This is a genomic window from Sinomonas sp. (genome assembly GCF_036848755.1).
GTDB lineage: Bacteria > Actinomycetota > Actinomycetes > Actinomycetales > Micrococcaceae > Sinomonas.
In genome coordinates, this window is sequence record NZ_DAIUJO010000061.1 from 9,752 (window position 1) to 22,170 (window position 12,419).

Below are 12,419 nucleotides of genomic sequence, written 5' to 3' on the forward strand. Positions count from 1 at the left end.
GTACCCGAGATGGGGTGGGGGGTGAGTTGGCGTACCCGAGACGGTGAAGCTGGGAGCGCTGCGGTCGGCTGCGGGGGCCGGCGGGTAAGCGGGGGCCGGCGGGTCAGCGGGAGCGCTGGCGCAGGCGCGGCATGTCGAGGATCACGACGGCGCGCGCCTCGAGGCGGATCCAGCCGCGCTGCACGAACTCGGCGAGGGCCTTGTTCACCGTCTCGCGCGACGCGCCGACGAGCTGCGCGAGCTCCTCCTGCGTGAGCTCGTGGGCGACCAGGACGCCGTCGGTCGCGGGGCGGCCGAAGCGGTCGGCTAGGTCGAGCAGGGCCTTCGCGACGCGCCCCGGCACATCGCTGAACACGAGGTCGGAGAGCGAGTCGTTCGTACGGCGCAGACGGCGGGCCAGAGCCTGGAGGAGCTGGGCCGAGACCTCGGGGCGGGCACGGAGCAGGGCCACGAGCGCGTCGTTCTTGAGGCCGGCGAGGCGCGTCTCGGAGACGGCGGTCGCGGTCGCGGTGCGCGGCGCGGGGTCGAAGAGGGCCATCTCGCCGAACAGCTCACCGGGGCCCAGGATCGCGAGGAGCGACTCGCGCCCGTCGGGGGAGGTGCGGCCGAGCTTGATCTTGCCGGAGACGATGAAGTACATCTGATCGCCCTGATCGCCCTCGCGGAACACCGAGGCACCGCGGGAGAGGTCGACCTCCGTGAGCTCATCGGTGAGAAGGCGGAAAGCCTCGTCGTCGAGAGTGGCGAAGAGCGGCGCGCGGCGAAGTACCTCGATGTCCAATTCAGTCTCCTAGTCAATAGCCAGTGCTAGCGCTGGGCCTCATTCTTCCAGACTTTGCAAGGCTTTGTGACGAACGCACCACCGCTGGCGCCGCACAGCTTGAGCCCAGAAGCCGCCGATAGACTGAGCATAATGTTCGACACGGCCTTCCTAGACCTCGTACTCGTGGTTGTCCTGATCGGCTACCTCGTGTACGGGGTGCGGGCGGGATTCCTCGTAAGCCTCGGCGGCATCATCGGCTTCCTCATGGGCGGTGCTGCGGCGTTCTTCGCCGTGCCCCTCGTGAGCCAATGGCTCTCCGACAGCTCGTGGCGCGCCGCCGCGGTCGTCGTCACCGCGATCCTCCTCATGGTTGCAGGCAACGCCGTCGGCACCACGCTGGGCCGTAAGGCCCGGCGGCATATCCGGTGGAAGTCCTTCGGCGTGGTGGACCGCGTGCTCGGCGGCCTGGCGAACGTCGCGGTGGCGGCGCTTGTCATGTCGATGCTCGCCTTCACGGTTTCGAGCGTCGGCGTTCCGGTGCTTTCGCAGCAGCTTGCCTCCTCGCGCGTCATCACGACCATCGACGGGTTGACCCCGGACCCCGTCAAGGCCGAGGCAGCGCAGCTGCGCGCCTTCGTGCTCGGCGACACGCTCCCACGGATCATCGAGGGGATTGGGCCGCTCCAACCGGTGCCGATCCCGCAGGAGAACACGGATTCGACCGCGCTGCGGACGGCGTCGACGTCGATCGTGCGGATCACCGGCACGGCCTACCAGTGCGGTCAGAACCAGACGGGGAGCGGTTTCGTGGTGGCCCCGAACCGGGTCATCACGAACGCGCACGTCGTCGCCGGGGTGCCGGAGCCCGTCGTCGAGCTGCAGAGCGGCGGCGCTCGCACCGCGCGCGTCGTCTACTTCGACAGCGTCCACGATCTGGCGGTGCTCGCTGTGGACAACCTCTCGCTCCCGGCCCTCCACCTCATCGGCAACAGCCAGGCGGGCACGTCCGCGGCGTTCGGCGGCTACCCACTGGGCGGCCCCTTCCAGATGCGGCCCGCAGCGATCCAAGGCACGACGACGGTGCTCGCCCCCGACATCTACGGCGCCAACGCTGTTCCGAAGCTCGTCTACCAGATCGCCGGCGACGTGCAGCAGGGCAACTCCGGCGGCCCTCTTCTGACGCTCGACGGCTCGGTCACCGGCATCGTCTTCGCGAAGTCGGACAACACCTCGAACGTGGGCTACGCGATCACCATGAACGAAGTGAAGCCAGTGGCCGACCAAGCGCCGTCGCTCTCCCAGCCCGTCCAGCCCGGACAGTGCACGCGCAAGTGACCACACTGCACGCGCGGCGTGTGCCTTAGACGTTGCGGTCGCGCGTGAGCTCCGCGAGGTAGTCGATCGCGAAGCGGTAGCCCAAGGGCCCCGCCCCCGCGATCACTGCGCGGCAGACGTCGCTCAGATAGGAGTGGTGCCGGAACGGCTCACGAGCGTGGACGTTCGTGATGTGCACCTCGACTGCGGGGAGCTCCACCGCCGAGATCGCGTCCCGGATTGCGACGGAGGTGTGCGTGTAAGCCCCGGCGTTGATCACGATTCCGAGAGACTTCTGCCGTGCCTCGTGGATCGCGTCGACGAGCGCGCCCTCGTGGTTTGACTGCACGAAGTCGCACTCGAGCTCGTGGGCGTCCGCCGCGCCGGCACACAGCCGCTCGATGTCCCCGAGCGTCGCGGTTCCGTATTTCTCGGGTTCACGGGTACCGAGCAGATTCAGGTTCGGTCCGTTGACCACGAGGATGCTCGAGCGGGCAGGGGCGGGGGAAACCGTGGGCTGGGTCATGGTTTCGATCTTAAGCCGGGCCGCGACGTTGCCGAGTACCGGGGCGCGGCCTACCCTTGGACGCAGACCCCTGGGGAAGAGGGGCATTCGCACCTTCACTCGGCGAGGTCTCGGCGCCGAAACGGCGCGCACTCGGTGCGGCGGGGCACCGCGCGTCGTCGCCTCGGCGCGCCTCTGAGTGCGCGCCAGCCATCCGCCGTCGTCCGGGCTGGCCGGTCACGGCACGCACCTCCTGCGAGGAGCACCCCCATGTCATTCCATCCCGAGAGGCGTCGGCTTGCCGTCGTCGCAGCCTTGGCCGCCCTGCTGGTCGGCCTCTTCGGAACGGCGCCCGCACAGGCGTCCGACACCGACCACCATTCGTCCGCGGTCACCTGGAAGGTTCTCGTGGGCGAACAGACCCCCGACATGGCCATCCAGGGCATGAGCTTCCTTCCCGGCGAGATCTGGATCGATCAGGGAGACTCGATCAACTTTGTCGCCAATAGCGCCGAGATCCACACGGTGAGCTTCGGAACGCCGCCCCTCCCGCCGACGACCATCAACAATCTCGAGGCCGATGCGGTTCCACGCGTCGGTGGTCCGGTCTTCGATCCGACGGCGCAGTGGACGAACTCCGGGGTCATCTCCACGATGCCGTCTCCGGACTTCCCGACGGTCACCTCGTACGTCCAGACGTTCAGCGTCCAGGGAAGCTTCACGTTCTTCTGCCTCGTCCACGGCAAGATGATGTCGCTGACGGTGCACGTGCAGAAGGCGCATAGCAAGTATCCGCACAGGCAGGCCTACTACGATCATCAGGCTGAGAAGCGGACCGCGCAGATCATTGCCGACGGCAAGGATCTGTGGGAGGACACCGCGGACAAGGCCACTCCGACCCACGTGTACATCGGCGCGAGCGACATGGTGGCCATGGTGATGCGCTTCATCTGGCCGAAGGATTCGGTGCGGCTCGGCACGACGGTGACGTTCGATACCTCGGCAAACCAAGTGGTCGTACCCCACACGGTGACGTTCACGTCGCTCCAGCAGAACGGGAAGCCCGTTGATTCGGGAACGCTCTTGCCGGCCTTCGCGGGAGGACCTGCGACGTTTGCCGTGAAGTTCGACCAGACCGGTACATGGAACTACATCTGCGAGTTCCACGACGGTATGGGGATGGTGGGGAGCGTGACGGTCCGCTGACCCTTTCCGTTGACTAGAAGGCTCCTGTGATTGTCACCTCCCGGGGTTGCGTCCCGCGGGAGGTGACAATCAGGCGCTCACGCCACGCGGACGGAGGGGATCCGCTCCCGGATGTACCCGAGAGCTGGTGCAGGGAGCCCGCGATCCGTGACGAGGCAGTCGACCTCGTCGAAGCCGCAGATGCTCCCGATCCCTTGGACGCCCCACTTGCTGTGGTCCGCGACGACGATCAGGCGGCGAGAGGACTCGGCGAATGCCTGGTTGGTCTCGGCCTCGAGCAGGTTGGGCGTCGTGAAGCCGGCGCGCTCGTCCATGCCGTGGACGCCGAGGAAGAGCACGTCGAGATGCAGGTGCCGGATGGACGACGTCGCGAGCGGGCCTACGAGGGCGTCCGACGGCGTGCGCTCGCCCCCGGTGAGCAGGACCGTCGATCCGGACGACGACGTGTCGAACGCCTCCATGACGCGCACCGAGTTCGTGAGCACGGTGATCCGCGGGCCTGCAGACAGCGCCTGGGCGAGCATCCACGTCGTCGAGCCGGCCGTGATCCCCACCGCCATGCCCTCGGTCACGAGGGTCACGGCCTCCCGGGCGATCGCCGCCTTCTCCTCGAGCCGCTGGGTCGACTTGAGCGCGAAGCCGGGCTCGTGGGTACCCACTTCGCCTTGGATCATGACGCCGCCATGGACCCGGGTGAGCAGCCCGGAATCACTCATGGCGTCGATGTCCCGTCGGACCGTGACGGCGGAGACACCGAGTCGATGGGCCAGATCGGCCACCTTGACGACGCCCTCTTTGTGGACGGCGTCGAGGATGGCGGACTGCCGTGCGGCGGCTAGCACGCCTACCCCTTGCTTGCGCCGAGCGTCAGGCCGGCGACGAACTGACGTTGGAGGACGAGGTAGATGACAAGGGTCGGGATGACCGTGATGGTGGCCCCGGCCGCGAGCAGGTTGTAGTTGCTGAGGAAGACCCCTTGCAGGTTGTTGATCGCGGTGGTGACCGGGAGTCGGTCGCCGCTCTGGATGAAGAGGAGGGGCCAGAAGAAGTCGTTGTAGATGAAGATGACCTCGAGGGTCCCGAGGGCGGCGAACGCCGGCCTGCACAACGGCATGATGATCGACCAATACTGCCGCCAGATCCCAGCACCGTCGACGAGAGCCGCTTCGGTGAGGTCCGCCGAGAGCGCCTTCATGTAGTTCGAGAGGACGAAGGTGCAGAACCCGATCTGGAAGGCCGTGTCCACCGCGATCACAGAGATGTACGTATTGAGCAGAGTGCCCGAATCGCTGAACCAGTAGGGAAGGTTGAGGTGCTTGAACATCTGGAACAGCGGTGCGGCGAGGACCTGCGGGGGGAGCAGGTTGCCTGCCGTGAACAGGATGAGCAGCGTGATGTTGAACTTCCAGTTCACGCGACTCACGGCGAACGCCATGAGCGAGGAGAAGAACAGCGTCAAAAGCACCGACGGGACGGTGATGAGGGCGGAGTTCACGAAGTATTTCGAGAAGCCGCCCTGGTTCCACGCCGTGACGAAATTGTCGAAGTTGTACGGGCCCCCGACGCTGAAGTATCCGTACTGGTTGGTCGAGGCTATGGGCCTCAGGGCAGTGTAGAGCGACCATGCGAGTGGGAGGAGCCACATCACCGCGAGGACGATGAGGACGAGATGCGTCGCATAGTGGCGCCGGGGTCGGGAACCGTCGCCACCTGTGGCACTGGGGGCTTCCTTGACCGGAGGTGCTGCGATGACGGTCATTGCTCTTTCGCTTCCTTCCCGAAGGTGCGGGTCAGATAGAAGATGATCGGCACAAGCGAGATGACGAGCAGAATGGTTGCGAGGGCGGAGCCGACACCGATCACCTGCCCCTCGCCGACGAGGTTCTGAATGACGAGCGCCGAGATGAGCTCAAGGCCGTTCGTGCCGCGGTTGATGACGTAGACGATGTCGAAGGCCCGGAGCGATTCGATGATCGTGATGACGACGATGACGATGTTGATGGGACGCATCGCCGGGAAGACGACCCGGAAGAAGGTCTGGTAGGCGTTGGCCCCGTCGATCGCGGCGGCCTCCTTGAGGGCCGGATCGACGCCCTTGAGGCCCGCGAGGTACAGGAGCATGACATAGCCGGCGTGGCGCCAGGTCGCGGCAATCAGCGCCGCCCAGATGTTGACGTTGCTGTCGCCGAACCAGTCGACGGCGGCTGGCGTGCCCGCGGTACCGAGGAGGAAGTTCAAGAGTCCGTGGTCGCGCTGGTAGAACAGCTGCCAGATGACGCCCACCAGGGCGAGCGAGAGCATGACCGGGGTGAAGAAGATGCTCTGGTAGATGCGACTTCCGCGGATCCGCTGGTCAAGCAGCACGGCAAGCAGAAGCCCGAGCGGGGTCGCAATGACCGCGAGGAAGACGAGCCACAGGATGTTGTGCTGCACCGCGGGCCAGAACGGCGGGTAATCCTGGGCGACGTACTGGTAGTTGGCGATGCCCGCGGGGTGGATGTCGGTGAGATCGAGGCCGTTCCAGCGGGTGAAGCTGAGGCCGATGGAGAAGAGGGTGGGAAGCCAGACGAAGACGAGTTCAATGAGCGTCGGGATGGCCACCATGGCGGTCAAGACGATCTTGTCGCGAGTCGATAGGCGGCGAACCTTGCGGATTCTAGGCATCGATGTTCCTGCACGTTGGGGCCGGCGCGGGCGGGAGTGGGCGTCCGCCCGCACCGGCAGTCGCTGGGCTTCGGGGCTACTGGGCCGCGTAGAGGGAGGCGGCCTGGGACTCCAGGTTCTTGATGTCCACGGTCCCGTCCTTGATGAAGGACTGGAGCGCCGGGATCATGACGTTGTTCGCCATGGCCGGCAGGGCGTCCCGGTCGAAGAACTGGCTGATGTGCTTCGCATTTGCGATCGCGTCGGCGCATTTCTTGTTCAGCGGCGTGAACTTCGAGGTGTCGGCACCCTTGGCCGTGGCAATGTTCGAGTTGTCGATCGAATAGTAGGTGTTCTGCGCCTCCGGGGTTCCCATGAACTGCAGGAAGTCCTTCGCGGTCTGGTTCTGGCCGCCCTTCTTTGACAGCAGGAGTCCGTCGATAGGCGCCTCGATCGCGTCCTGGCCCTCGACCGCGATCGCGGGGAACGGGAAGAAATCGATATCGTCGAGGACGGTCTTGTCGGTGAACTGCTGCGTGACGAAGGATCCGAGAAGGTACATCCCAGTCTTCTTCTGGCCGAGGAATTGGGCGGCATCCTGCCAGGTCTGGCCCAGTGCGCCTGGATCCTGATAGGGCAGGAGGGCCTTCCAGGTGTCGAAGACGGACTGTACCTTGGGCTGGTTCCAGGATTCCTTGTGGGCGCACAGGTCGACGTGGAACTGGTAGCCGTTGAGACGCATGTTGATGTAGTCGAACGTGCCCATCGCGGGCCAGCCGTCCTTGTCCGCGAAGCCGATGGGGATGATTCCATCGCCCTTCATCTTGGCGGCGAGGGTCTTGAGCTCGTCGAAGGTCGTGGGAACTGTGTAGCCCTTCTGGGCCCAGAAGCTCTTCCGATAGAAGAAGCCCCACGGGTAGTTGTAGTTCGGGACGAAGTACATCTTGCCGTCGGGGCCGGTGGATGCCTTCTTGAGCGCGTCGGAGAAGTTTCCCCCGATCTGCTGCCACACATCGTCGATCGGCGCGAGGAGGCCCTTTCCTGCGTAGTACTGCATGCGATAGCCGGCGAACCACGTGAACGCGTCGTCTGGGCTGCCCTCGAGGTACGAGTTGATCTTGTTCTGGAAGTCGTTGTGGGAAACGGTATTGACAGTGACCGTTGCCCCTTCCTTCTTCTGGAAGGCGTCCACGACGGCCTGGTAAGCGCGCTTCGGCACGTCGTCGGAGGCGGATGACCCGAAGGTCATCGATTTGCCGGACCCTCCCGATGGCCCTGACCCTCCGGTGCAGCCGGAGAGGAGCGGCACCCCGGCCAGACCGACTGCCCCGACGCCGAGGGTCTTCAGGAGGGTTCGCCGATCCATCGGCGGGAGCTTTCCAGAGGGAGAGAAGGAGGAGCGGCTGCTACGAGTGTCCATGATGTCTCCTGGGATAGTGCGCGATCCCCTGTGATCTGCGTCACATCTCGATGATAGACGTTCAGAAACGATCGGAAAAGATCAGGAACGAAAGTTTTTCGATTCGTGATCCTCCGCGGCCGCTCCTCCTCCTTCGCCTCCCCGCTCGCTCGGCGTCCTGCGGTCAGCGAGCCAGACGGACGACGGCGACCCGGCCCCCGGGCACGGTCAGCTCGCCTTCCGTCGGACTTCCCGAGAGCAGCTCGGTCCCCTCGACGGCCAGGCGCGCGTCCTCGTCGCTGTGGTTGATCGCGAACACCCACTCCCCTTCGCTTGACGCTCGCGTGATGACCTCGAGGTCGGGATGCGCCGCGACGTGCTGCGGGCTCTGGATCTGGGCGTCGGCAAGGATGCGGGGAATGAGCCGGGCGAGCGCCTCGCTGTCTGGGCTGGTGCCCACGTAGTAGGCGTGGCCCTGCCCAGCGGCGTTCCTGGCAACGGCCGGAGACCCCGCAGTCGGGCCCGCTTCGTAGCGGGAGATGACCTCCGCCGTCGTCGGACGCCCCAGCTCGCTCCAGCGTTTGCCGGACCCCTCCGTGAGCGGGACGGACTCGCCCTTGTGGAGTGGGAAGAACTCCTCGATCTCGACACCGAGGAGCTCCCGGAAGGCGCCCGGGTAGCCTCCGCCGTCGAGGGGGTCCATGATGATGCGGTCGTGCTCGTCCACGAGCCCGGAGAAATAGGTCAGGACGAGCGTGCCCCCGCCCTCGACGTAGCGCCGAAGGTTCGCCGCGCCGTCGTCCGTGACGAGGTAGAGCATCGGTGCGACGACGAGCCGGTAGGCGGAAAGATCGTCAGTGCTCTGGCGCACGTCGGCAGTGATTCCGGCGCGGAAGAGGGCGTCGTGCCAGTCACGGAGTTCGCGCACGGGCTGCGCCTCAACGCTCGGATGGGAGTCCAGCTCGGCCGCCCATCTCGCGTCCGTGTCGAACACGAGTGCCGCGTCGGCCACGACCCGGGAGCCGGCTACCTCCGAGACCTTCTCGAGGGCTGTGCCGAGTTCGACGACCTCGCGCCAGACCTTCGTCTCGCGCCCCGCGTGCGGGACCATGCCCGAATGGTATTTCTCGGCCCCAGCCCGGGAGGCGCGCCACTGGAAGAAGAGAATCCCATCCGCGCCTCGGGCGAGGTGCTGGAACGAGTTCCTCAGCATCTGACCGGGGCTCTTGGCGATATTGCGCGGCTGCCAGTTCACCGCCGAGGTTGAGTGCTCCATGAGCAGCCACGGCTCGCTCTGGGCCCAGCCACGCGTGAGGTCGGCTACCAGTGCGAGGTCTTGGTGGTTCCGGGGATCTTCCGCGATGAGGTAGTGGTCGTTGGAGACGATGTCCATCCGCGGAGCCCACCGCCAGTAGTCGATCGGCCGGGAGAGGCCCATGTTCGTGCCCATGAAATTGGTCGTGACCGGCTTGTCCGAGTGTGCTCGGATGATCGCGGCCTCGGCCTCGAAGCATTCGAGGAGCGAATCCGAGGAGAATCGTGCGAAGTCGAGCTGCTGGCTCGGGTTGACCCACGTTCCGGAGCGGCGCGGGGGCATGATCTCGGCCCAGTTGTAGTAGTGCTGCGACCAGAAGGCCGTTCCCCAGGCGTCGTTGAGGGCGTCGATGGTTCCGTAGCGGCTCTGGAGCCATTCCCGGAAGCCGCGCTCGGCGTGGGGGCCGAAGTCGGGTTGGTTGTGGCAGCCGTATTCGTTGTGGATGTGCCACATCGCCAGTGCTGGGTGGGATGAATAGCGTTCGGCGATGGCGGTCGTGAGCGCGGCGGCCGCGCGCCGGTAGTCCGGGGAGCAGGCCGCGAAGGCTTGGCGCGATCCGTGGGTCTGGCGGACCCCGTTCTCGTCGACGGGCGCCGAATCGGGGTACTTGACGGTGAACCACGGCGGCGGAGAGGCGCTCGCGTTGGCGAGGTCGACGGCGATGCCGCTGGCGTGCAGGAGGTCCATGACCTCGTCGAGCCAGCCGAATTCGTAGCGGCCCTCCTCGGGCTCGAGGAGGGCCCAGCTGAAGATGCCGACGCTCACGAGGTTCACCCCAGCCTCGCGCATGAGCTCGACGTCGTGCTTCCACACCTCCTTGGGCCACTGCTCCGGGTTGTAGTCCGCGCCGAACGCGATGCGGGGTGCGCCGCCGCCGAGGCGACGGGTGAGGTCCTTCATGTCCATAGGGCGGCCTGCCTCTGCCTTGAGGTTGGTTGGGGAGGCGGTCATTGCCGTGACCGCGGTCACAAGCCTAGGCCAGACGAACACAAACGTACAGAAGGAATCAGAAACGAAAGCGAATCAACCGCCCCACAGGCGGGGCTGCTCCGCGCCGTCCGTTTGCGACCTTCTTTCCTGCGTGGGAGCGAGGGCGCAACGGGGGTTAGCTGATCGCCTCCGCGTGCAGCAGGATGGCGTGCTCGGGGCGCAGGATCGGGAGCGGGAGTCCGACTTCGGCCAGGAAGCGGCCGCTGGCCGTCGCCCCGTCGGCGAGCCAGGCGGGAGGGGCGGTCTGGGTGAAGGTGCCGCTCCAGTCGCCGTCGTCCGGGGTGGGGAGGGTGACCTCGACGCGATAGGTGCGCTCGGGGTCGAGGCCGGGGATGCCGACTCGGCCGGGCATCTCGGCCGCGATCGTGGCCAGGGCGACGGCCGCGAAGACGCCCTCGCCGCCGTCGTCCGCTACGACCCCGTGGAGCGCAAGGTTGGGCTCGGAGAGGTCCGCGTTGACGCGGACACCCGAGTGCAGGAGGTCCCGGTGCCGCTTGTACAGGGCGATGGCCCGTTTGAGGGTCTCGCGCTCGGCAGGTGCCGCCTGGCGGATGTCCCATTCCATGCCGAAGTGCCCGAAGAGTGCGGTGATGGCGCGGAAGGAGATGTCGTGGACGCGGCCGGTCGTGTGCGAGTGGGTGGGGCCGATGTGGGCGCCGACGAGCTCGGGCGGGAGGACGGCCTGGGTCCAGCGTTGGATGGTCTGGCGTTCGAGGGCGTCGTTGCAGTCCGAGGCCCAGACCCGGTCGGTGCGATGGAGGATGCCGAGGTCGACGCGCGCACCCCCGGAGGAGCACGACTCGATCTCGACGCCGGGGTGGGCTGCCTTGAGGGCGTCGAACAGGCGGTAGACCGCCAGGGTCTGCTCGTGGACCGAGGGCCGGCCGGCATGGCCGTGCTCGGCGAGATCGCGGTTCTGGTCCCACTTGAGGTAGGAGATCCGGTTCTCGGTCAGGAGCGCGTCGAGGCGGCCGAAGATGTACTGCCAGGCTTCGGGATTGGCCAGGTCCAGGACGTGCTGGTGGCGCCACTCCAGCGGGAGGCGTCCGCCTTCCTTGTGCGAGGCCGCCGACGGCCCGACGATCCAGTCGGGGTGCTCGCGGGCGACGTCGGAGTCGAGGTTCACCATCTCGGGCTCGACCCACAGTCCGAACTCCATCCCGAGGCCGTTGACCTTCTCGATGAGCGGGCTCAGACCCTGGGGCCAGAGCGTCTCGTCGACATACCAGTCGCCGAGCCCGGCCCGGTCGTCGCGGCGGCCGCGGAACCAGCCGTCGTCGAGCACGAAGCGTTCGACGCCGAGCTCGGCTGCGGACTCGGCGAGCTCGATGAGCGGCTCGAGGCGGTGGTCGAAGTAGACGGCCTCCCACGTGTTGAGCACGACGGGGCGGGGACGGTAGCCCGTCCGGCCCTTGGCCGTGACGTGCTGCGGGCGCGCGCGGAACCAGCGGTAGAACCTCTCGGTCACGCCGTCGAGGCCGCGGTCCGAGTAGGCCGCGTAGAGGGTGGGCGTGCGGTACGTCTGGCCGGGCGCGAGGACGATCTCGCCCGAGCCGAGCAGCTCCGCGGCGCCGAGCGTGCGCCGCCCGTCCGGGAGCGAGTCCAGGTATTGCTCGTGGTTCCCGGACCACGCGAAGTGGATGGCCCACACGTGGCCTGATCGGTTCGAGAAGCCTGCAGTGCCGGCCGCGACGAGGAGGGAGGAGTCGTGGCCCGTGCGGCCGTGCCGCCCGGAGCGGACCCAGGTGCCCTGCCCGATCCGGTGGCGCTGGGGGTGGTTCTCGCGGCACCAGCGCCCCGTGAGGTCCAGCAGCTCCGCGGCTGCGGCGGGGACGGGCACGACGGCGGCGAGCTCGTCGAGCTGGTAGGCACCGCTTCCGGTGTTGGCCAGCTCGTGGGTGATCTCGAGGAGCCCGCCCTCGTGGAGCGCGAGCTCGGTCGTCACTTCCAGCCCGGCCTCGGCGTCGGCCTGGACGATCCGGGCGCCGCTCCCGTCGAGGCTCGCCTCCGCCGCCGTGACGCGCAGGGCGGGGGAGAACGAGAAGCCGCGGGCGCCGTCGTCGGTCCTGTGCCCCCGCAGTCCTGGGCGGCCCAGCCAGCCAGAGGAGGCCTGGGGGAGGATGCCGGCGACGACGGGCACATCGAGCGCAGAGTGCGGGACCGGGCTGCGCAGGAGGCCGAGCTCGGGGATCTGCCCGCCGAGGTCGGCGCCCCAGTGCACGATCTCGGCCTCGCCGGAGTCGAAGGCCAGCAGGACGCTGGTGCCGGCGGAACGGAGGTGCAG

The 12,419-nt window shown here is 67.1% G+C and carries 10 protein-coding genes; 2 read left to right on the top strand and 8 right to left on the bottom strand.

The window, feature by feature from the left end; all coding sequences use genetic code 11:
* Window positions 1-103 precede the first annotated feature (103 nt).
* Window positions 104-781 (bottom strand): Crp/Fnr family transcriptional regulator, encoded by a 678-nt coding sequence (locus tag V7053_RS11220; protein WP_043119506.1) that lies wholly within the window; start codon window positions 779-781, stop codon window positions 104-106.
* 132 nt (window positions 782-913) lie between these two features.
* Here V7053_RS11220 and V7053_RS11225 point away from each other — a divergent pair, with 132 nt between their 5' ends.
* The gene (locus tag V7053_RS11225) at window positions 914-2,098 is read left to right on the top strand and encodes a MarP family serine protease (RefSeq protein WP_334172356.1); all 1,185 of its coding nucleotides are present in this window, start codon (window positions 914-916) and stop codon (window positions 2,096-2,098) included.
* A gap of 25 nt (window positions 2,099-2,123) precedes the next feature.
* Here the strand turns inward: V7053_RS11225 and aroQ are convergent, their stop codons facing one another.
* Complete coding sequence (gene aroQ, locus V7053_RS11230) at window positions 2,124-2,603, bottom strand: type II 3-dehydroquinate dehydratase (RefSeq protein WP_334172357.1); 480 nt, start codon at window positions 2,601-2,603, stop codon at window positions 2,124-2,126.
* Window positions 2,604-2,852: 249 nt separating this feature from the next.
* Here aroQ and V7053_RS11235 point away from each other — a divergent pair, with 249 nt between their 5' ends.
* Window positions 2,853-3,788 (top strand): cupredoxin domain-containing protein, encoded by a 936-nt coding sequence (locus V7053_RS11235; RefSeq protein ID WP_334172358.1) that lies wholly within the window; start codon window positions 2,853-2,855, stop codon window positions 3,786-3,788.
* Between the two features lie 77 nt (window positions 3,789-3,865).
* Here V7053_RS11235 and V7053_RS11240 read toward each other — a convergent pair whose 3' ends face one another.
* From V7053_RS11240 to V7053_RS11265, 6 genes are all read right to left on the bottom strand, one after another.
* A complete protein-coding gene (locus V7053_RS11240) occupies window positions 3,866-4,630 on the bottom strand; it encodes a DeoR/GlpR family DNA-binding transcription regulator (protein ID WP_334172359.1) in 765 nt (254 codons plus the stop codon).
* A 2-nt stretch (window positions 4,631-4,632) separates the two neighbouring features.
* Window positions 4,633-5,547, bottom strand: coding sequence for a carbohydrate ABC transporter permease (locus tag V7053_RS11245; RefSeq protein WP_334172360.1), 915 nt, complete (start codon window positions 5,545-5,547; stop codon window positions 4,633-4,635).
* Complete coding sequence (locus V7053_RS11250; protein WP_334172361.1) at window positions 5,544-6,452, bottom strand: carbohydrate ABC transporter permease; 909 nt, start codon at window positions 6,450-6,452, stop codon at window positions 5,544-5,546. The genes V7053_RS11245 and V7053_RS11250 overlap by 4 nt, the downstream gene beginning before the upstream one ends.
* A gap of 76 nt (window positions 6,453-6,528) precedes the next feature.
* Window positions 6,529-7,851, bottom strand: coding sequence for an ABC transporter substrate-binding protein (locus V7053_RS11255; RefSeq protein WP_334172362.1), 1,323 nt, complete (start codon window positions 7,849-7,851; stop codon window positions 6,529-6,531).
* A 163-nt stretch (window positions 7,852-8,014) separates the two neighbouring features.
* Complete coding sequence (locus V7053_RS11260; protein WP_334172363.1) at window positions 8,015-10,096, bottom strand: beta-galactosidase; 2,082 nt, start codon at window positions 10,094-10,096, stop codon at window positions 8,015-8,017.
* 154 nt (window positions 10,097-10,250) lie between these two features.
* Window positions 10,251-12,419 (bottom strand): alpha-galactosidase (locus V7053_RS11265; protein WP_334172364.1); only part of this gene is annotated, 2,169 nt, incomplete at its 5' end.

What these genes read in the sequence shown, in the direction of transcription:
- V7053_RS11225 (WP_334172356.1), top strand. Translation starts at nt 914, where the DNA reads ATGTTCGACACGGCCTTCCTAGACCTCGTACTCGTGGTTGTCCTGATC.
- aroQ (WP_334172357.1), bottom strand. Translation starts at nt 2,603, where the DNA reads ATGACCCAGCCCACGGTTTCCCCCGCCCCTGCCCGCTCGAGCATCCTC.
- V7053_RS11235 (WP_334172358.1), top strand. Translation starts at nt 2,853, where the DNA reads ATGTCATTCCATCCCGAGAGGCGTCGGCTTGCCGTCGTCGCAGCCTTG.
- V7053_RS11245 (WP_334172360.1), bottom strand. Translation starts at nt 5,547, where the DNA reads ATGACCGTCATCGCAGCACCTCCGGTCAAGGAAGCCCCCAGTGCCACA.
- V7053_RS11250 (WP_334172361.1), bottom strand. Translation starts at nt 6,452, where the DNA reads ATGCCTAGAATCCGCAAGGTTCGCCGCCTATCGACTCGCGACAAGATC.
- V7053_RS11255 (WP_334172362.1), bottom strand. Translation starts at nt 7,851, where the DNA reads ATGGACACTCGTAGCAGCCGCTCCTCCTTCTCTCCCTCTGGAAAGCTC.
- V7053_RS11260 (WP_334172363.1), bottom strand. Translation starts at nt 10,096, where the DNA reads ATGACCGCCTCCCCAACCAACCTCAAGGCAGAGGCAGGCCGCCCTATG.